A 20550-nucleotide genomic window follows, 5' to 3' on the forward strand; every position below is an offset into this window, starting at 1 on the left:
GAGTGTTTGTTAACATGTCATTGAAAGAAAAAGCGCTGCACATGCATAAAGTCAACCAGGGTAAACTGGAGTCAAAATCAAAAGTTCAGGTTCGAAATGCGGAAGACTTAAGCCTCGCTTATTCTCCAGGTGTCGCCGAGCCTTGTAAAGCAATCTATGATGATAACAGTAAAGTATACGATTATACAATGAAGGGAAACATGGTAGCAGTTGTATCCGACGGAACGGCTGTGCTCGGCCTCGGAAATATCGGCCCTGAAGCTGCGCTTCCCGTTATGGAAGGTAAAGCGGTTCTTTTTAAAAGCTTTGCAGGCGTAGATGCTTTCCCGATCTGTCTCAATACAACGGACGTTGATCAAATCGTTGAAACCGTAAAGCTTCTTGAGCCGACTTTCGGCGGCGTCAATCTGGAGGACATTGCAGCGCCGAACTGCTTTGTCATCGAAGAACGCCTGAAAAAAGAAACGAAAATCCCGGTTTTCCATGATGATCAGCACGGAACAGCGATCGTTACAGTCGCCGGGCTTGTAAACGCCTTGAAGCTGTCAGGAAAATCAATGTCTTCCGTCAAAGTGGTAGCAAACGGCGCCGGTGCGGCCGGAATCGCAATCATCAAGCTTCTGTATCATTTCGGCGTCCGCGACATCATCATGTGCGACACGAAAGGCGCGATTTACGAAGGCCGTCCGAACGGCATGAACGCCGTCAAAGCCGAAGTGGCGAAATACACAAACAAAAACAGAATAGAAGGATCGCTTCAGGACGTGATTAAAGGTGCGGATGTCTTTATCGGCGTTTCAGTCGAAGGCGCCCTGACAAAAGAAATGGTTGAAAGCATGGCAGATCAGCCGATCATTTTCGCCATGGCAAATCCAAATCCGGAAATCATGCCGGACGAAGCGCATGCAGCAGGAGCCAGCGTTGTTGGAACCGGACGTTCGGACTTCCCGAACCAGGTGAACAATGTCCTCGCATTCCCGGGCATTTTCCGCGGAGCGCTTGACGTAAGGGCGACACATATTAACGAAGAAATGAAAATTGCCGCCGTCGAAGCGATCGCATCGCTTGTTTCTGACGAAGAGCTGCGCGCGGAATACGTCATTCCGGCTCCGTTTGATCCGAGAGTCGCCCCTGCCGTTGCCAAAGCGGTTGCAAAAGCAGCTATGGAAACGGGTGTGGCAAGGATTGACGTAGACCCTGAGGAAGTCGCTGAAAAAACAAGAAAACTCGCGATTATCGAAGTAAAATAACACACCGCCGTTTGCTTTTATCAGCGCGTGATCACTCGGAGCTTTCCTCGAGTTGTCACGCGCTGTTTCTTGAATCAATTGATTGATTTTTCCTCTTTTTGGACACGCTCCCAAGGGAAATTCTCGCTTGAAAAAATTTTTTTCGGCCAAGCTGTTCCGGACGTTTGTATCCGCTCTCAAGGCTTATATATCGGTTTGTCGGTCCAAAAGCTCATAAACGCGAGCCGCGCCTTTGCCGATTAAAAATTGTCGAATTGAGGATGACACCGTTTGACAAAAAAAGTACAATAGTTTCGGTATAGTGATGTTCTAGTCTAAGAGTTAGGACAGGCATGTATGAGGAAACCCTTCAGAAAAGGGAGGTAATCTTTTGTTAAAGGATATATTCAGCAAAAAGAAGAAAAAATACGCTTCCGTTCCCGCGGAGAAAGCGAAACAAGACGTACCTGAAGGCATTATGACAAAATGCCCTGATTGCAAAAAAATCATGCTCACAAAAGAGCTGGATAAAAACTTAAGGGTCTGCATGAACTGCGGCTACCATTTAAAAATGAACGCGAAGCAGCGCTTCAAAAGCCTGCTTGATGACCAGTCCTTTGAAGAATTCAATCAGGATATGGTGTCTGAAAATCCGCTGGGATTTCCGGGATACTTGGAAAAGCTGGAAAAAGACCGGGAGAAGACCTCTTTAAATGAGGCGGTTGTCACCGGAAAAGGCACGATCGACGGGTCACCTGCTGTCGTTGCCGTGATGGATTCGTCATTCAGAATGGGGAGCATGGGGTCTGTCGTAGGCGAAAAAATTACGCTGGCGATTGAAAAAGCAAGGGAAGAGAAAATCCCTTTCATCATTTTTACCGCCTCCGGCGGGGCGAGAATGCAGGAAGGCCTTCTCAGCTTGATGCAGATGGCGAAAACAAGTTCGGCATTAAAGCTGTTCAGCGAAGAAGGCGGCTTGATTATTTCCGTCATGACGCATCCGACAACCGGCGGCGTTTCGGCAAGTTTTGCATCCCTTGGCGATTACAACCTTGCCGAACCAGGCGCCCTGATCGGCTTTGCCGGTAGAAGGATCATCGAGCAGACCATTCGCGAAGAGCTGCCTGAGGATTTTCAAACCGCGGAATTTTTGCTCAAGCATGGTCAGCTTGATGCCGTCGTTCACAGAGCCGACATGAAAAAAACGCTCGGCAGTATTTTAAATATGCATCAAACTGGAGGTGATCTCGAGTGGCTGGAGAATTAGAATTTGAAAAACCGGTAATCGAACTGCGTGAAAAGATTGCCGAACTGAGAAAAATCACGCAGGATTCAGATATGGATTTAAGCTCTGAAATAACAAAGCTTGAAGCACGTCTTGAAAAACTTGAAGAAGATATTTACACAAATCTGAAGGCATGGGACAGGGTGCAGATTGCAAGGCATCCGAACCGTCCGACAACGCTAGACTATATAGAACGTCTCTTTACCGATTTCTTCGAATGCCACGGGGATCGTTTTTTCGGTGATGATGAAGCGATTGTAGGCGGTATCGCCAAGTTTCGCGGCCTGCCCGTGACGGTGATCGGCCACCAGCGCGGCAAGGATACAAAAGAGAACATCCGCCGCAATTTCGGCATGCCGCATCCTGAAGGATACCGGAAAGCGCTCAGGCTCATGAAGCAGGCTGACAAGTTTAACAGGCCGATCATCTGCTTTATTGATACGAAGGGTGCCTATCCGGGCAAAGCGGCTGAAGAAAGGGGACAAAGCGAAGCCATTGCGAAAAACCTTTTTGAAATGGCCGGACTTTCCGTACCCGTCATCTCGATCGTCATCGGTGAGGGTGGCAGCGGGGGAGCGCTTGCTCTCGGCGTCGCGAACCGTTTATTTATGCTGGAAAACTCCACATATTCGGTGATTTCTCCGGAAGGAGCGGCAGCGATTTTGTGGAAGGATTCAGGACTTGCGAAAAAAGCGGCTGAAACGATGAAAATCACGGCTCCGGACCTGAAAGAATTAGATATTATTGATCATGTTATAAAAGAAGTGAGAGGCGGAGCGCACCGCGATGTGAAGAAGCAGGCGGCATATATTGACGAGACGTTAAAGCAGGCCCTTCAATCGCTGATGAAGCTGGATAAAAACGAGCTTATCCAGCAGAGATACGAGAAATACAAATCAATTGGAAAAATTTCGACTGAAAACCAATTTGTTGGGGTAAAATAAATAAACGTGAGGCCTTTTGGCTCACGTTTATTTTTTGTGGCAGCATAGAAAGTGAAAGGATTGTGTCATTACCTCGAATTTTCCATGAGTTTATTTAAAATTTATTTAAAAACTTTTTGTTTAATTGTATAATAAATAAGGTTTACAAGGGACTCGGGCAAATTTGCATCCCTTTTCATTGTTTTTGCGGCAATGAACATGGTAAGGTAATTTATATATGTTTTCGAGGTGAAAAAGATGAAGCGAATCGGAGTATTGACAAGCGGCGGGGACTCCCCGGGAATGAATGCGGCTGTTCGGGCGGTTGTCAGAAAAGCGATCTATCATAACGTAGAGGTTTACGGAATTTATAATGGGTATTCAGGTCTAATCAGCGGAAAGATAGAGAAGCTGGAAATCGGTTCAGTCGGTGATATCATCCACCGCGGGGGAACGATGCTTTATACAGCAAGGTGCCCTGAGTTTAAAACTGTTGAAGGACGGGAAAAAGGCATAGAGAACTTAAAAAAATACGGGATAGAAGGATTAGTTGTCATCGGAGGCGACGGTTCATATATGGGTGCCAAAAAGTTGACCGAACACGGCTTTCCTTGTGTGGGCGTGCCGGGAACGATCGACAATGACATTCCGGGAACCGATTTGACGATCGGCTTTGATACGGCATTGAATACCGTTATTGATGCGATCGACAAGATCAGAGATACAGCAACATCCCATGAACGTACATATGTGATTGAAGTAATGGGCCGTCATGCAGGAGATATCGCTCTGTGGTCAGGATTGGCCGGAGGAGCGGAATCCATTCTGATTCCTGAAGCAGACTACGATATGGACGAAATCCTTGCCAGACTGCAAAGAGGACACGAACGCGGCAAGAAACACAGCATCATCATCGTTGCCGAAGGCGTCGGCAGCGGAGTGGAATTCGGAAAACGAATTGAAGAAGCCACTAATCTCGAAACTAGAGTATCTGTGCTTGGTCACATCCAGCGCGGAGGTTCGCCGACAGCTGCTGACCGCGTATTGGCAAGCCGGCTCGGCGCATTTGCAGTTGAGCTGCTGCTCGAAGGAAAAGGCGGCCGCTGCGTCGGTATTCAAAATAACGAACTTGTGCATCATGATATTATCGAGATTCTTGATGAAAAGCACACCGTTGATCAAAGCATGTACCGGCTGTCTCAAGAACTGTCAATCTAGTGTATAACCCGAGGAGGAAGTAACAAATGAGAAAGACGAAAATAGTTTGTACGATTGGCCCTGCCAGTGAAAGCGTTGAAAAGCTTACCCAGCTGATGGAAGCGGGAATGAACGTAGCGCGCCTTAACTTTTCCCACGGAGATTTTGAAGAACACGGCGCAAGGATTCAAAATATCCGTGAAGCAGCAAGCAAGCTTGGAAAAGACATCGGGATTCTTCTTGATACAAAAGGGCCGGAAATCCGTACGCATACAATGGAGAATGGCGCAATCGAGCTTGTTACAGGCTCCGAACTGATCGTTTCAATGGATGAAGTCATCGGAACGACCGATAAAATTTCAGTGACGTACGAAGGTTTGGTTCATGACGTTTCCAAGGGTTCGACGATTTTGCTTGATGACGGCCTAATCGGCCTTGAAGTACTGGAAGTGAACGCAGACAAGCGCGAAATCTTGACGAAGGTGCTGAACAACGGAACATTAAAAAATAAAAAAGGCGTCAACGTGCCGGGTGTCAGTGTCAATCTTCCGGGAATTACGGAAAAAGACGCAAAGGACATCGTGTTCGGCATTGAACAGGGCGTTGATTTTATCGCCGCATCCTTTGTGCGCCGCCCGTCCGACGTTCTTGAAATTCGCGAATTGCTAGAAGAGCATAATGCAACGGATATTCAAATCATTCCAAAAATCGAAAATCAGGAAGGCGTCGACAACATCGATCAGATCCTTGAAGTGTCAGACGGCCTGATGGTTGCGCGCGGAGATTTAGGCGTTGAGATCCCTGCGGAAGAGGTTCCGCTCGTTCAAAAAGAGCTGATCAAAAAATGCAACGCGCTCGGCAAGCCTGTTATTACGGCTACGCAGATGCTCGACAGCATGCAGCGCAATCCGCGTCCGACGCGGGCCGAAGCAAGCGACGTCGCGAATGCGATTTTTGACGGCACTGACGCGATCATGCTTTCCGGGGAAACCGCAGCCGGAAACTATCCGGTTGAAGCCGTTCAAACGATGCACAATATTGCATCCCGTTCTGAACAGGCGCTCAACCATAAAAAAATCCTGTCCGCGAGAAGCAAGCAGGTCGGCATGTCGATTACGGACGCCATCGGACAGTCTGTTGCGCATACGGCAATCAATTTGGACGTTTCTGCGATCGTGGCCCCGACCGAAAGCGGCCATACGGCGAGAATGATCTCCAAATACCGTCCAAAAGCACCGATTGTAGCGGTTACGGTCAACGACTCCGTATCGAGAAAGCTGTCCCTTGTATTCGGCGTTTTCGCAAAAAGTGGACAAAATCACAGCACAACGGACGAAATGCTCGAAAATGCCGTGCAAAAGTCGCTTGACAGCGGCATCGTCCACCACGGCGATTTGATCGTCATCACGGCCGGCGCTGTCGGTGAAGCCGGTACAACGAACTTGATGAAAGTGTATGTCGTCGGCGATGTGATCGCAAAAGGCCAGGGGATCGGACGCAAATCAGCATACGGAGAAGTGGTCACAGCTCAAAATGCGAATGAAGCGGCCGAAAAAATGAAAGAGGGCGCTGTTTTGGTCACGAAAAGCACTGACCGCGATATGATGGCTTCCCTTGAAAAAGCGTCTGCTTTGATTACGGAAGAAGGCGGCTTGACAAGCCATGCGGCAGTCGTAGGCTTAAGCCTGGGCATCCCTGTCATCGTCGGATTAGATAACGCGACTTCGATTTTGACAGATGGCGAAGACATTACGGTCGACTCTGCCCGCGGAGCGGTGTACAGAGGACACGCAAGCGTGCTTTAATCGCATATGCTGAAAAGAAGGGGAATCATATTTCCCTTCTTTTTTTACACGGTAGAAAGGACTTTAGTCCGGCCGTTCTCTTCCTTACAGAATTTGAGGTGAAAACGATGAAGTTTTTCCTGTTGTTTCTCATTATCTTTCCGGCATGTGAAATCGGTCTGTTCCTATTTTCCGCAAAATCGATCGGCGTTTTGCCGACCGTGCTGCTGATCATTTTGACGGGCTTTCTCGGTGCGGCTCTCGCTAAAAAACAGGGCATAGAGATTTACCATAAAGTTCAGCGCGATCTGCAATACGGAAAGATGCCGGGTGATGCGATGTTAGACGGGCTGTGTATTTTCGTCGGCGGCATGCTGCTTCTTCTTCCCGGGTTTTTATCCGACATGATCGGTTTGTTGCTTCTGCTTCCGCTGACGCGCAATCGGCTAAAACCGTTTTTATCACGCAGGCTGAAAAAAATGTCTGAAGGAAGACGGATAAAAATTATTAAATAAAGTATAGCGGCAGCCTGCTGTAAAGCGGATTGTCGTTTATTTTTGGTTTCCTTTAATAAAAAACCAGATTTCCTTGAATATACCTGTTGTAAACAGGGCCTGAATCAGAACGAAAAGAGCGGGCCCCATGATTAGTCCGAGAAACCCAAACAGCTTGATGCCGGCAAAAAGGGCGATCAATACGCCCAAAGGATGAATTCCGATCGACCTGCTCAATATTTTAGGCTCGGCAAGCTGCCTGAACGTCAGGACAACGATATACAAAATGCCGATGCCGATGGCAAGCGGAAGCTGCTTCGTCATCACCAAATATAAAATCCAGGGAACAAATACCGATCCTGCTCCTAAATACGGAAGAAGATCGACAAGCCCGATAAAAAAAGCAATTGCCACAGCGTGATTGATGTTCAGTATGATAAGACCGGTCAGGACGAGGAGCATCGTGATCGAAACGAGCAAAGCTTGAGCTTTCAAAAAACCGGCCACCGCTTTTTTTAGCTCGGCGTAAACCGCGATTCCCCCTTTGATCAGACGGTCAGGCAAAACCGTCTGCACCCATTTTTTCAATTTGTGCAAATCCTTGCTGATGAAAAAGGTGGCAAGGAGCGAAAAAATCAGCACGGCCGCCATGTTCGGCAAAAAGGCGAAAAAGAGCGGGACCATTTCTAAAATTTTGGAAAGAAATGATGCGGTGCCGGAAGCGAATTCGCTTCCCACATTCTCGATCTGGGCAATGATCGATTCCTGCTGGCCGGCATCCAATCCGTCAAAAAATGCGGCAAGCTGGTTATAAAGCGGCATGATCTGATCGGTGAAAAAACGCTCGGCATAAAAAGCTGCTTTTTGAAATTGAGCGGGCAGCACTTTGGCCAAATAAGCAGCGCCTGAGACAACTTCGGCAACGATCAGTGTCATAAAGCCGGCCCCCGCGGTCAAAAAGCCGACGAGAACGATGCCAACATTAACGCCCCGCGGAAATCCCGTCCATTTTTCCAGCCATTCCACAAAAGGGTTGATGATGATGGCCAGAATAAGAGCGATCACAAAGGGATAGGTTAACGGAAACGAGTAGTATCCTGCTATTCCGGCCGCTGCCGCCAAGAAAAGCACACAGCATGCCCGGAGCGCAATTGTTACATAGGATTGATTCAATTCTAAAATCCTCCCGCGAAAAAAGCGTGTCCTTTTTTTCATTTTATTCATGAGTCTTGCGATTATGAGACAGGTCATTAAAAAATGGAGATGAAACAGATGTTTACACAAGCCAATTTATTTTTGCTTCTTTTGCTGGCGGTCGCTTTAATAGCGAAAAACCAGTCTCTCATATTTGCCGTCGCAGTGCTTTTGGTCATCAAGCTGATCGGGCTCGACCAAAAGCTGTTTCCCGCGATTCAGTCAAAGGGAATCAACTGGGGCGTTACGGTGATTACGATTGCCGTCCTTGTACCGATCGCCACCGGGGAGATCGGGTTTAAGCAGCTCGGAGAAGCGATGAAATCGTATTATGCGTGGATCGCCCTTGGAGCCGGGATTCTCGTTGCATTGATCGCCAAAAACGGCATCACGCTGCTGGCGGACGACCCGCATATCACCACCGCCCTTGTTTTCGGAACGATTTTGGCCGTCGCGTTATTCAAGGGCGTCGCAGTCGGCCCTTTAATCGGCGCCGGCATCGCATACCTTGCTATGCAGATCGTCCAGTATTTTACATCATAGATCCTGAAATCCTCCGACATCCCCTTTGTGAAAAGGGGATGTTTTGTTTCGTCTCTAAAAAAATTTCAGGGCCGTATTTTTTCAAAAAAACATAATTGAATATAAATAAAACGGCTGAAACTACTAAAAATCTGTAAATAGAAGACAGCAATCTCAAAAAATAAGAAAAAAAAACTATAGTTAAACATTTAACAAATGTCTGATAATTGTTTATAATATAAATACGCTTAATCTTTATTAAGCATATCGGAGTATTGAATGGTATAAAGACGCACGATTGTTTTATTTGAAAAACAATTAAAATGTAAGCATTTTCTTTTTGGGACAAAGAGGGTGCATACAGTATGCGTTGTGTTTGCTCCATGGTTTTGGTTTAATTTTAAAAGGGGAAATTTTTAAAAAAAGGGAGAGATGTATATGACAGCAACACGCGGCCTTGAAGGGGTAGTCGCGACTACGTCATCCGTAAGCTCAATTATTGATGATACTCTTACATACGTAGGGTATAACATCGATGATTTGACAGAAAACGCAAGCTTTGAAGAAATCGTATATCTGCTTTGGCATTTAAAGCTGCCAAACAAAGCCGAACTTGAAGAACTTAAAAAGCAGCTTTCTGAAAATGCCGGTATCCCCACCGAATTAATTGATCATTTCAAATCCTATTCAAATCGAAAAGTCCATCCGATGGCAGCGATCCGAACAGCCGTTTCTTTATTGGGGCTGTATGACGATGAAGCTGACCAAATGGATGCGGAAGCAAACTACAGAAAAGCGGTTCGCCTGCAAGCCAAGATGCCGACTCTTGTCGCTGCTTTTTCAAGAATCCGCAAAGGGCTTGAACCCATCGAGCCAAATCCTGAACTCGGCGTTGCCGCCAATTTTCTCTACATGCTGAACGGAAAAGAGCCTTCCCCTGTCGAAGTGGAGGCCTTTGATAAAGCATTGATTCTCCATGCAGACCATGAACTGAACGCCTCTACATTTACGGCACGGGTATGCGTGGCTACGCTTTCAGACGTGTACTCCGGAATCACGGCTGCGATCGGCGCCTTGAAAGGCCCGCTTCACGGCGGTGCAAACGAAGGAGTTATGAAAATGCTTACAGAGATTGGCGATGTAGAAAACGTAGATTCCTATATTCATGCCAAGCTCGAAAAGAAAGAAAAGATCATGGGATTCGGCCACCGCGTATACCGTCAGGGCGATCCGCGGGCCAAGCACCTGAAGGAAATGAGCAGACGGCTGACGAATTTAACCGGTGAGAGCAAATGGTTCGACATTTCTGAGCGGACTGAGCAAATTGTCACAACTGAAAAAAAGCTCCCGCCAAACGTAGACTTTTATTCTGCTTCGGTTTATCATAGCTTAGGAATCGACCATGATTTATTCACTCCTATTTTTGCGATCAGCAGGGTGTCAGGCTGGCTGGCGCATATTCTCGAACAGTATGAAAACAATCGTCTGATCCGTCCGCGAGCCGATTATACGGGGCCGGACATGCAGAAGTTCATTCCGATTGAAGAAAGAAGCTGAACGGATGGAGGAAGAGGCTGTCCGTACTTCACGGGGGCGGCCTCTTTCACTCGCGGTTTGCAAATGAACGTATGAATCTATGAAAAAACATGCTTGTCCTCTTGCTTAGGAGGAAACAAATGTTTTTCAATATTGCATTACATAATATGGGAGGTTTTATTGTGGCACAAGGTGAAAAAATTACAGTCTCTGGCGGAGTATTAAACGTTCCAAATAACCCGATCATCCCGTTTATTGAAGGAGACGGAACCGGTCCTGATATTTGGAGAGCGGCTTCAAGGGTTTTGGAAGCAGCCGTTGAAAAAGCATACAAAGGCGAAAAGAAAATCACCTGGAAAGAAGTCTATGCCGGTGAGAAGGCATTTAACAAAACGGGCGAATGGCTTCCGGAGGAAACGCTTGACACGATCCGCGATTATCTCATCGCTATCAAAGGTCCTTTAACGACACCGGTAGGGGGCGGAATCCGCTCGTTAAACGTTGCGCTCAGACAGGAGCTTGACCTGTTTACATGCTTGCGTCCTGTCCGCTATTTCAAAGGCGTTCCTTCTCCGGTTAAACGCCCTGAAGATACAGACATGGTCATCTTCCGCGAAAATACTGAAGACATTTACGCGGGCATTGAATACGCCAAAGGCTCTGATGAAGTGAAAAAGCTGATTTCCTTCCTGAAAGACGAGCTCGGCGTCAATAAAATCCGTTTCCCTGAAACGTCAGGCATCGGCATCAAACCGGTTTCTGAAGAAGGAACATCAAGACTTGTCAGAGCGGCAATCGAGTATGCGATTGAGCACGGCCGCAAATCCGTGACCCTCGTTCACAAAGGAAACATCATGAAATTCACTGAAGGAGCCTTTAAAAACTGGGGCTATGAAGTGGCTGAAAAAGAATTCGGCGATAAAGTATTTACATGGGCCGAGTATGACCGCATTGCCGAAAAAGACGGAAAAGACGCTGCCAATAAAGCGCAAAGCGAAGCTGAAGCGGCTGGGAAAATCATCATTAAAGACAGCATCGCCGACATTTTCCTTCAGCAGATTCTGACGCGCCCGGCAGAATTTGATGTCGTAGCGACAATGAACCTAAACGGGGATTATATTTCTGACGCTCTTGCCGCCCAAGTCGGGGGAATTGGGATTGCGCCTGGAGCGAACATCAACTATGAAACAGGGCATGCCATTTTTGAAGCGACTCATGGCACGGCTCCTAAATATGCCGGTCTTGACAAGGTCAACCCATCCTCAGTCATCCTTTCCGGCGTCCTGCTTCTTGAGCATTTAGGCTGGAATGAAGCTGCAGATCTTGTCATCCAGTCGATGGAAAAAACGATCGCATCAAAAGTCGTCACTTACGACTTTGCCCGTTTGATGGACGGTGCGACAGAAGTGAAATGCTCTGAGTTCGGAGACGAGCTCATCAAAAACATGTCTTAAACGGCAAGCTTTATCCAAATACAATCATTTAAAGGGGTAGAAAAAATGGGTAAGAAGCGAAATAAAGTATCTGTTATCGGAGCGGGTTTCACGGGTGCAACAACTGCATTCCTGACGGCACAAAAAGAATTGGCAGATGTCGTATTGGTCGACATTCCGCAGCTCGAAAACCCTACGAAGGGGAAAGCGCTCGATATGCTTGAATCGAGCCCGGTCCAAGGGTTTGACGCCAATATCACAGGAACGGCAAATTACGAAGATACGGCTGATTCCGACATCGTCGTGATCACCGCGGGCATCGCAAGAAAACCGGGAATGAGCAGGGACGACCTGGTCGCTACAAACGAAAAAATCATGAGAAGCGTCACCAAAGAGGTCGTCAAATACTCTCCGGACTGTATCATCATCGTTTTGACGAACCCTGTTGATGCGATGACTTATGCGGTATACAAAGAATCCGGTTTTCCGAAAGAGCGGGTCATCGGCCAGTCCGGCGTTTTGGATACGGCCAGATTCAGAACGTTTGTCGCTCAAGAGCTGAATCTTTCCGTCAAGGACATCACGGGCTTTGTACTCGGCGGCCATGGGGATGATATGGTGCCGCTTGTCCGCTATTCGTATGCGGGCGGTATTCCGCTTGAAACGCTTCTTCCAAAAGACCGCATCGATGCGATTGTCGAAAGAACGAGAAAAGGCGGGGGAGAAATTGTCAATCTGTTAGGGAACGGAAGCGCGTATTATGCGCCGGCCGCTTCGCTGACAGAAATGGTTGAAGCGATCTTGAAAGACCAGCGCCGCGTATTGCCGACGATCGCCTACCTTGAAGGCGAATACGGCTATGAAGGAATCTATCTCGGCGTGCCGACCATTATCGGAGGAAACGGTCTTGAGAAGATCATTGAGCTTGAATTGACGGATTTCGAAAAAAGTCAGCTTGATCAGTCTGTCCAATCTGTGAAAAACGTCATGAAAGTGCTCTCATAAGTCAATCACCACAGGAAGGCTCTTACGCGAGCCTTCCTGTTTTTTTGCCTTCCAAACGCGCAAAAATGAAAACGAAAGACATAAATACAGGCTCCCGGCATATACCTAATCTTAATGAGCTTCCCGGACATTTCCGTCTTTTACGTTCTCGCAATTTTTCGGACTTACGGGACCGGCGCCGGCTGTTTTACCGAAATTTCAGAAAGTTTATGTGATACACAGAAAAAATCAAATTGTCGAACAGACAGGCTTTCGTTACAATAAGAGTGAAAACGTTTATGAATCAATAAAGAGAGATAGAGATGTCGGGGAAATATGAAGCCTGGAGGCGTGTCATGAGCAAAAAGATATTAGTTGTAGACGATGAAGAATCAATTGTTACCCTTCTAAAATATAATCTTGAACGGTCCGGCTACCAGGTCGTCACGGCCATGGACGGAGAAGCCGGCTTATTAAAGGCGGTAGAGGAGAAGCCGGATCTGATCGTGCTCGATCTGATGCTCCCTAAAATGGACGGAATCGAAGTCTGCAAGGAGCTCAGGCAGCAGAAGCTGATGTATCCGATATTGATGCTTACCGCAAAAGACGATGAATTCGATAAGGTGCTTGGCCTTGAACTCGGTGCGGACGACTACATGACAAAGCCGTTCAGCCCAAGGGAGGTTACGGCAAGGGTCAAGGCGATCTTACGGAGAACGCAGACGATACCTGTTCATCAGGATGAAGCAGAGGAAACGGATGCCGGCGAACTGATCATCGGCGAGCTGAAAATTCTGCCTGAACATTATGAGGTGTATTTCCAAAATGAACGGCTCGAGCTCACGCCGAAGGAATTTGAGCTCCTTTTATATCTTGGAAAGCATAAAGGAAGAGTGCTGACGAGAGACCTGCTTTTGAACGCTGTCTGGAATTATGATTTTGCAGGAGATACGAGGATCGTCGACGTCCATATCAGCCACCTGCGCGATAAGATTGAAAAAAACACGAAAAAACCTGAATACATTAAAACGATCAGAGGTCTTGGCTACAAAATGGAGGAGCCGAAACTGAATGATTAAATTCCGGACCCGGCTTCTGGCTGCCCTGCTGTCGCTCTTGATTCTCGTGTTTGCTTCACTCGGCTTTCTGCTCGTGCACTTGTTTCATACGTCTTACGATGAAAAGCTGGAAAGCCGGATCAAAAAAGAAGCAGGATTCATTGCCGGCCTTTCGGACACCGATCATCTTCAGTCTCCGGAGCAAGGGGAACGATTGCAAAAAGCAAGCCGTGAACTCGACAGTGCTGTATCGCTGATAGATACAAAAGGTCAGGTTCTTTTTCATTTTGGCGGCCGCCCTGATCGATCCGTCATAAAAAAAGCGGTTCAATCAGTAGATAGCGGTGAAGGTGTCCGGATCAACCCGGATGATGACTCGCGCTTCAGCTTTGCACAGCCGCTGAAAAAAGGAGGAAAGCTCTACGGTTATATCCTGATCGATTCGCCTGTCGATCCCGACGCCGGCATCAACCAAAAGATCTGGATTCTCCTCGGCGTCAGCCTCGGAACGGCGTTTCTGATCATAGCGGGCCTCGGGGCGAGAATCACCTCGCAATATACCACTCCGATCGAATCTGCGACTCAGGTTGCGATTGAGCTTGCAAAAGGAAACTATAATGCAAGGACATTTAACGAAGATGAGACGATGCTGAGCCAGTCGATCAATATGCTGGCCCAGAATTTGCAGGATATGACAAGAGCCCAGGAAATGCAGCGCGACCGGCTGCAAACCGTGATCGAAAATATCGACTCCGGGCTGATTTTAATCGATGGGAAAGGCTATATTCATCTTGTGAACAGAGCCTACCAAAAACAGTTTCACGTTCAAGCCGACCAGCTTCTTTACCATTTTTACCACGAGGTGCTGGAGCATGAGGAAATTATCAATCTTATAGAAGAAATTTTCATGACCGAAACAAAGGTCCGCAAGATGTTTCATTTGCCGATCCGGATTGAAAGAAGATATTTTGAAGTCGACGGGGTTCCGATCATCGGCATGAATGACGAATGGAAGGGAATCGTCCTCGTGTTTCACGATATGACGGAGAGAAAGCAGCTTGAAGAAATGAGAAAGGATTTCGTCGCCAACGTCTCGCATGAGCTGAAAACGCCGATTACGTCGATCAAAGGATTCACTGAGACGCTGCTTGACGGAGCCATGAACGAACGGGAAACCCTGCAGCAATTTCTCTCGATTATTTTAAAAGAAAGCGGGCGCCTGCAAACCCTCATTCAGGACCTATTGGACCTTTCCAAAATCGAACAGCAAAACTTCACCTTGAATATCCAGGATTGCGAAATCGGTGAAATCCTTACAGAGATTGAAATGCTGTTAAAAAATAAGGCGGAGGAAAGAGGAATCGCGCTGAAGCTCGAAAAGCCGGAAGAACCGGCCATTGCATCTGGAGATCCGCACAGGCTGAAGCAGATCTTTTTAAATCTGGTCAACAATGCCCTCACATATACGCCGGAGGCCGGCAGTGTGACCATTTCTGCCGAGGTGCTTGAAGATGCGGTCCAAGTGAAGGTGAAGGATACGGGCATCGGCATCAAAAAAGCGGAAATCCCGAGAATTTTTGAACGGTTTTACCGGATCGATAAAGACAGAAGCAGAAATTCGGGAGGCACGGGGCTCGGCCTTGCAATCGTCAAACATTTGGTTGAAGCGCATCACGGAGAAATCGATGTTGAAAGCGAGCAGGGGAAAGGGACCGTGTTTACAGTCCGCTTGAAACGCGCGCCGCATTGAGAATAAGCAATCTTTACAAAGGCTTTACAACTTTTATAAACACATTTAAAACTTGATTGGTAGGATCATTAGTGAACCCCTTCATCCAAGGAGCCAAATGGACGGACGCGAGATCATCACGCGTCCCTTTTTTTGTTTGCTTTAAAAGGACTCCCGATTTTCCTTTCAAAATGAACTTTGCTAAAATAAAATAAGCAAAATATGAGCATGAAGTGAATGGAAGCTTCCATACCGGCTTCTTAGGAGGATAAAAATGACTGAGAGAAAAAAATTAGTATTGGTTGACGGAAACAGCCTGGCATACCGTGCGTTCTTCGCTCTGCCCCTTCTCAGCAATGAAAAAGGGATACATACGAACGCGGTGTACGGTTTTTCGATGATTTTGCTGAAAATGCTCGAGGAAGAAAAACCGACACACATGCTTGTCGCATTTGATGCGGGAAAGACGACGTTCAGGCATAAAACGTTTAAAGAATATAAAGGCGGCAGGCAAAAAACGCCGCCGGAGCTTTCCGAGCAATTCCCGTTTATTCAGGAGCTGCTGGACGCCTACCGCATTTCCAGGTACGAGCTTGAAAACTACGAGGCTGACGATATCATCGGAACGCTTGCCAAATCAGCAGAAGAAGACGGTTTTGAAGTTAAGATTTTTTCCGGTGACAAAGATTTGACGCAGCTTGCGACAAAAAGAACAACAGTGGCCATCACGAAAAAAGGGATTACCGATGTCGAATATTATACACCTGACCACATTCAGGAAAAATACGGCCTTTCCCCCGGCCAGATCATCGACATGAAAGGCTTGATGGGCGATGCCTCAGACAACATTCCCGGAGTGCCGGGCATCGGCGAAAAAACGGCAATCAAGCTGTTAAAGCAGTTCCATACGGTTGAAAAGCTATTATCGTCAATAGACGAAGTAAGCGGTAAAAAGCTGAAAGAAAAGCTGGGCGAATTTAAAGAACAGGCGCTAATGAGCAAGGAGCTTGCGACGATCACGACAGATGCGCCGATCGAAGTCGGTCTCAACTCGCTCGGGTACGAAGGCTATGACAGGGAAGCGGTCATCAAGCTCTTTAAAGATCTCGGCTTTAACTCTTTGCTTGAGCGGCTTGGCGAAGAACCGGCGGAAAAAGAGGAAGAGCGGTTTGAAGACATCAATGTGACGATTCAGACGTCCATCACGGAGGAATTGTTTGCATCACCAGCTTCGTTTGTCGTCGAACAGCTCGGGGACAATTATCATGAAGCGCCGATCCTCGGGTTTTCCATCGCCAATGAAAACGGCACATTTTTCATTCCGACTGAAACGGCCATAGGTTCTGACCGCTTTAAGGAATGGGCTGAGGATGAGTCGAAAAAGAAATGGGTGTTTGATGCAAAACGCGCCGCCGTCGCCTTGCGCTGGCACGGAATCGAGCTGAAAGGGGCCGAATTTGACGTCCTTCTTGCAGCCTATATCATCAATCCGGGACATTCGTATGACGATATCGCAAGCGTGGCAAAGGAACATCAGCTAAACGTCGTCTCCAGCGATGAAGCGGTCTATGGAAAAGGCGCCAAACAGGCTGTTCCCGGCGAGGATGAACTTGCCGACCATTTAGGCAGAAAAGCGGGGGCGATTTCGATGCTCCGCGAAACGCTGCTTGACGAATTGGAAAAAAACGAGCAACTTGAGCTGTTTGAAGAGCTCGAAATGCCGCTTGCCCAGATCCTTGGCGAAATGGAATCCACCGGCGTCCAGGTCGATGTCGACAGGCTGAAAAAAATGGGTGAAGAGCTGTCGGGAAAACTGAAGGAATACGAAAAGAAAATCCATGAGTCAGCCGGTGAAACGTTCAACATCAACTCGCCAAAGCAGCTCGGCGTGATTTTATTTGAAAAGCTCGGACTGCCGGTCGTGAAAAAAACAAAAACGGGCTATTCCACATCAGCGGACGTTTTGGAAAAGCTCCGCGATAAGCATGTCATCATCGAAGACATTCTTCATTACAGGCAAATCGGCAAGCTGCAGTCAACATATGTCGAAGGGCTGTTAAAAGTCATCCGGAAGGATACGCATAAGGTGCACACCCGCTTTAACCAAGCTTTGACCCAGACCGGACGGCTCAGCTCGACGGATCCGAACCTGCAAAATATCCCGATCCGCCTTGAAGAAGGCCGGAAAATCAGGCAGGCATTTGTTCCGTCGCAAAAGGGCTGGCTCATGTTTGCGGCAGATTACTCGCAAATCGAGCTGAGGGTGCTTGCCCACATTTCAAAAGACAAAAACTTGATCGAAGCCTTTACAAATGACATGGACGTCCACACGAAAACGGCGATGGATGTGTTTCACGTACCCGAAGATGAAGTCACGCCGGCCATGAGAAGGCAGGCGAAAGCCGTCAACTTCGGAATCGTATACGGCATCAGCGATTACGGGCTTTCCCAAAACCTCGGAATTACAAGGAAGGAAGCCGCTGCGTTTATCGAACGCTATTTCAACAGTTTCAAGGGAGTCAAAGAATACATGGACGAAACCGTTCAGGAAGCAAAGCAGAAGGGATATGTTACGACTCTGCTGAGCCGGAGACGATACATTCCGGAATTAACGAGCCGTAACTTCAATTTGCGAAGCTTTGCCGAACGGACAGCAATGAACACCCCGATCCAGGGAAGCGCCGCTGATATCATCAAAAAAGCGATGATCGCCATGGCGGAAAAGCTGAAGGAGAAAAATCTCCAGGCTAAACTGTTATTGCAGGTGCACGATGAATTAATATTTGAAGCGCCCGAAGAGGAAATCAAAGAGCTTGAAAAGCTGGTGCCCGAAGTGATGGAAAACGCATTGCAGCTTGATGTGCCGCTCAAAGTCGATTATGCCTCAGGGCCTTCATGGTATGACGCGAAATAATGAAAAGGAAGTGATGATGTGCCGGAGTTGCCAGAAGTCGAAACCGTCCGGCGCACTTTAGCCGGACTTGTAATAGGGAAAACGATCGAATCTGTTGAAATTCGCTGGACAAACATCATTAAACGCCCGGCAGAACCGGAGGAGTTTGCAAGGCTTCTCATTGGGGAAACGATTCAGTCGATTGACAGAAGAGGGAAGTTTTTGGTGTTTCATCTCGATCATTTTGTCATGGTCTCACATTTAAGAATGGAAGGAAAATACGGGCTTCACAAAAGCGATGAGCCTACGGATAAGCACGTGCATGTCATTTTCAGATTTACGGACGGAACGGAGCTTCGCTACCGCGATGTCAGGAAATTCGGCACGATGCATTTGTTTGCACCGGGTGAAGAACAGACTGAGCTGCCTCTCCGGCAGCTCGGCCCGGAGCCGTTCAGCGGCGAGTTTACCATCCGGTATTTAAGAGAGCGCCTCAAGAAAACGAGCCGCTCTGTCAAAACAGCGCTGCTTGATCAGCGGACAGTCGTCGGACTGGGAAACATTTACGTGGATGAAGCGCTCTTCAGAGCCGGCATCCATCCGGAAACCGCCGCGAACAAGCTGACAAAAAAACAGACCGCCCTTTTGCATGATGAAATTGTCAAAACGCTGAAAGAAGCCGTTGAAGCAGGAGGAAGCACGGTCAGGTCTTACATCAATTCGCAAGGAGAAATCGGCATGTTTCAGCTTAAGCTCTACGTTTACGGCCGAAAAGACGAGCCTTGTAAAAAGTGCGGATCCGCGATCGAAAAAACGGTCGTCGGAGGAAGAGGCACGCATTTTTGCACGAAGTGCCAAAAAAAATAAATACGACAATTCTGTCCAGGCAGTCACAGCCGGTTAAAAACTTTCTAAGTGAAACAATACACGGACGGTTCTTATCACTCATATATATAAGAAGCCTATAAAGCTGTTAAGGCTAAAACTACACCGCCGCATCAACAGAAAGGAAGAACCGGATATGATGTTTGCATCTTTCTTGCTGCTGGCTATTGCTGTCAGCCTGGACAGTTTTTCAGTCGGATTTACTTACGGGTTAAGAAAGCTGAAGATTCCTTTCAAAGCGATTTTGATTATCGCCTGCTGCTCGGGAGCCGTCATGCTGGTCTCCATGATGATCGGCACCCTTTTGATGAAGCTGTTTCCCGTCGTTTTGACGGAAAGGCTCGGGGCCATTATTTTAATGGGGATCGGGGCTTGGGTGCTGTATCAGTTTTTCAGGCCGGAGAAAGACCAGGAACATTCTCCCTCAGAGAAAACGCTCGTGAATCTTGAGTTGAAATCGCTCGGAATCGTCATCCATATATTAAGGACGCCGACGAGCGCGGACATCGATAAATCGGGCATCATCACAGGCATCGAGGCCTTCCTGCTCGGTTTTGCCCTTTCAATCGATGCCTTCGGTGCGGGAATCGGGGCCGCTGCGCTGGGATTTCCGCCCGCTCCGATGAGCGTGACGGTCGCCGTCATGAGCTCTTTATTCGTATTTATGGGCATTCAGGCCGGGCGCTTTTTATCAAGGTGGAACTGGATGAATAAACTGACGTTTCTTCCCGGCATCATGCTGATTTTGATCGGAATTTGGAAACTGTAAAGAGGGGTGTGGGCCTAATGACATTGGTCATCGGTTTAACCGGTGGTATCGCCAGCGGAAAAAGCACTGTCGCACACATGTTTCAGAAGCGCGGCATCACGGTTGTCGACGCAGACGTCATTGCGAAAGAAGCCGTCGAAAAGGGAATGCCGGCATATCGAAAAATCGCGGAAACATTCGGGGTGGGCGTGCTCCTTGACAACGGCGGGATCGACCGGAAAAAACTCGGAGAACTTGTATTTCAAAACGAAGACAAAAGGATGCAATTAAATGCGATCGTCCATCCCGAAGTAAGAAAAACGATGATCAAAGAGCGGGATAAGGCCATTCAGGCCAGAGAGCGTTTTGTCGTTCTCGATATTCCGCTTTTATACGAAAGCGGGCTTGAGCACCTGACAGACAAGGTGCTCGTCGTCTGGGTGCCAAAAGAGCTTCAGCTCGAGCGGCTGATGGAACGGAATTCATTAAGCGAAAAAGAGGCGCTGAATCGAATTCACGCTCAGCTTTCCCTTGACGAAAAAAAGAAAAAGGCTGACGCCGTGATCGATAACAGTGGCAGTCTGAAGGATACAGAAACACAGCTTCATCAGCTGCTTGATACATGGTCAAATACTGAAAAGTGAGCGCATTTTCGC

Annotated in this window: 17 protein-coding genes; 16 read left to right on the forward strand and 1 reads right to left on the reverse strand. The window is 47.7% G+C overall.

Features of this window, described 5'->3' with window-relative positions:
• Positions 1-14 precede the first annotated feature (14 nt).
• The 6 genes from ystJ (at position 15) to AB447_RS06700 (ending at position 6933) form a co-directional block, all read left to right on the forward strand.
• Entirely contained in the window at positions 15-1250 is a 1236-nt protein-coding gene (gene ystJ / locus AB447_RS06675; RefSeq protein ID WP_048353870.1) for an NADP-dependent malic enzyme, read from the forward strand.
• A 370-nt stretch (positions 1251-1620) separates the two neighbouring features.
• Positions 1621-2496 carry an acetyl-CoA carboxylase, carboxyltransferase subunit beta gene (accD, locus tag AB447_RS06680; protein ID WP_048353871.1) on the forward strand — a complete coding sequence of 292 codons (876 nt, stop codon included), beginning with the start codon at positions 1621-1623 and terminating at the stop codon, positions 2494-2496.
• Positions 2481-3458 (forward strand): acetyl-CoA carboxylase carboxyl transferase subunit alpha, encoded by a 978-nt coding sequence (gene accA, locus AB447_RS06685; RefSeq protein WP_048353872.1) that lies wholly within the window; start codon positions 2481-2483, stop codon positions 3456-3458. The genes accD and accA overlap by 16 nt, the downstream gene beginning before the upstream one ends.
• A gap of 237 nt (positions 3459-3695) precedes the next feature.
• Positions 3696-4655: a 6-phosphofructokinase gene (gene pfkA, locus AB447_RS06690; protein ID WP_046129662.1), complete on the forward strand. Its 960-nt coding sequence runs from the start codon at positions 3696-3698 to the stop codon at positions 4653-4655.
• A gap of 26 nt (positions 4656-4681) precedes the next feature.
• The gene (gene pyk, locus AB447_RS06695; RefSeq protein ID WP_057957486.1) at positions 4682-6439 is read left to right on the forward strand and encodes a pyruvate kinase; all 1758 of its coding nucleotides are present in this window, start codon (positions 4682-4684) and stop codon (positions 6437-6439) included.
• A 107-nt stretch (positions 6440-6546) separates the two neighbouring features.
• The gene (locus AB447_RS06700; RefSeq protein WP_048353873.1) at positions 6547-6933 is read left to right on the forward strand and encodes an FxsA family protein; all 387 of its coding nucleotides are present in this window, start codon (positions 6547-6549) and stop codon (positions 6931-6933) included.
• A 36-nt stretch (positions 6934-6969) separates the two neighbouring features.
• Here AB447_RS06700 and ytvI read toward each other — a convergent pair whose 3' ends face one another.
• Complete coding sequence (gene ytvI / locus AB447_RS06705) at positions 6970-8085, reverse strand: sporulation integral membrane protein YtvI (protein ID WP_048353874.1); 1116 nt, start codon at positions 8083-8085, stop codon at positions 6970-6972.
• A 99-nt stretch (positions 8086-8184) separates the two neighbouring features.
• Between ytvI and AB447_RS06710 the strand changes: the two genes are divergently transcribed.
• The 10 genes from AB447_RS06710 to coaE all read left to right on the forward strand — a co-directional run bounded on the left by AB447_RS06710 (position 8185) and on the right by coaE (position 20538).
• Complete coding sequence (locus tag AB447_RS06710; RefSeq protein WP_048353875.1) at positions 8185-8649, forward strand: DUF441 domain-containing protein; 465 nt, start codon at positions 8185-8187, stop codon at positions 8647-8649.
• Positions 8650-9066: 417 nt separating this feature from the next.
• Positions 9067-10185, forward strand: coding sequence for a citrate synthase (gene citZ / locus AB447_RS06715; protein WP_057957487.1), 1119 nt, complete (start codon positions 9067-9069; stop codon positions 10183-10185).
• Positions 10186-10346: 161 nt separating this feature from the next.
• Positions 10347-11618, forward strand: a complete 1272-nt coding sequence (gene icd / locus AB447_RS06720) for an NADP-dependent isocitrate dehydrogenase (RefSeq protein WP_048353928.1) — start codon at positions 10347-10349, stop codon at positions 11616-11618.
• Between the two features lie 45 nt (positions 11619-11663).
• The gene (mdh, locus tag AB447_RS06725) at positions 11664-12602 is read left to right on the forward strand and encodes a malate dehydrogenase (protein ID WP_048353876.1); all 939 of its coding nucleotides are present in this window, start codon (positions 11664-11666) and stop codon (positions 12600-12602) included.
• Positions 12603-12937: 335 nt separating this feature from the next.
• Positions 12938-13660, forward strand: coding sequence for a response regulator transcription factor (locus tag AB447_RS06730; RefSeq protein WP_048353877.1), 723 nt, complete (start codon positions 12938-12940; stop codon positions 13658-13660).
• Positions 13653-15389 carry a two-component system histidine kinase PnpS gene (pnpS, locus tag AB447_RS06735; RefSeq protein WP_057957488.1) on the forward strand — a complete coding sequence of 579 codons (1737 nt, stop codon included), beginning with the start codon at positions 13653-13655 and terminating at the stop codon, positions 15387-15389. Before AB447_RS06730 ends, pnpS begins: the two co-directional genes overlap by 8 nt.
• A gap of 253 nt (positions 15390-15642) precedes the next feature.
• On the forward strand, positions 15643-18282 hold the full coding sequence (gene polA, locus AB447_RS06740; RefSeq protein ID WP_048353878.1) for a DNA polymerase I: 2640 nt from the start codon (positions 15643-15645) through the stop codon (positions 18280-18282).
• An 18-nt stretch (positions 18283-18300) separates the two neighbouring features.
• On the forward strand, positions 18301-19128 hold the full coding sequence (mutM, locus tag AB447_RS06745; RefSeq protein WP_048353879.1) for a DNA-formamidopyrimidine glycosylase: 828 nt from the start codon (positions 18301-18303) through the stop codon (positions 19126-19128).
• A gap of 103 nt (positions 19129-19231) precedes the next feature.
• Complete coding sequence (gene ytaF, locus AB447_RS06750) at positions 19232-19915, forward strand: sporulation membrane protein YtaF (protein ID WP_269769344.1); 684 nt, start codon at positions 19232-19234, stop codon at positions 19913-19915.
• 17 nt (positions 19916-19932) lie between these two features.
• Positions 19933-20538: a dephospho-CoA kinase gene (coaE, locus tag AB447_RS06755; protein WP_048353881.1), complete on the forward strand. Its 606-nt coding sequence runs from the start codon at positions 19933-19935 to the stop codon at positions 20536-20538.
• The last annotated feature ends 12 nt before the right edge of the window (positions 20539-20550 follow it).

The organism is Bacillus glycinifermentans, assembly GCF_001042475.2.
Taxonomy (GTDB): Bacteria; Bacillota; Bacilli; order Bacillales; family Bacillaceae; genus Bacillus; species Bacillus glycinifermentans.

Bases quoted from the DNA above. Each gene is read 5' to 3' on its own strand.
- polA (WP_048353878.1), top strand. From the start codon at position 15,643: ATGACTGAGAGAAAAAAATTAGTATTGGTTGACGGAAACAGCCTGGCA.
- AB447_RS06730 (WP_048353877.1), top strand. From the start codon at position 12,938: ATGAGCAAAAAGATATTAGTTGTAGACGATGAAGAATCAATTGTTACC.
- ystJ (WP_048353870.1), top strand. From the start codon at position 15: ATGTCATTGAAAGAAAAAGCGCTGCACATGCATAAAGTCAACCAGGGT.
- pnpS (WP_057957488.1), top strand. From the start codon at position 13,653: ATGATTAAATTCCGGACCCGGCTTCTGGCTGCCCTGCTGTCGCTCTTG.
- pfkA (WP_046129662.1), top strand. From the start codon at position 3,696: ATGAAGCGAATCGGAGTATTGACAAGCGGCGGGGACTCCCCGGGAATG.
- coaE (WP_048353881.1), top strand. From the start codon at position 19,933: ATGACATTGGTCATCGGTTTAACCGGTGGTATCGCCAGCGGAAAAAGC.
- pyk (WP_057957486.1), top strand. From the start codon at position 4,682: ATGAGAAAGACGAAAATAGTTTGTACGATTGGCCCTGCCAGTGAAAGC.
- AB447_RS06710 (WP_048353875.1), top strand. From the start codon at position 8,185: ATGTTTACACAAGCCAATTTATTTTTGCTTCTTTTGCTGGCGGTCGCT.
- citZ (WP_057957487.1), top strand. From the start codon at position 9,067: ATGACAGCAACACGCGGCCTTGAAGGGGTAGTCGCGACTACGTCATCC.
- mdh (WP_048353876.1), top strand. From the start codon at position 11,664: ATGGGTAAGAAGCGAAATAAAGTATCTGTTATCGGAGCGGGTTTCACG.
- AB447_RS06700 (WP_048353873.1), top strand. From the start codon at position 6,547: ATGAAGTTTTTCCTGTTGTTTCTCATTATCTTTCCGGCATGTGAAATC.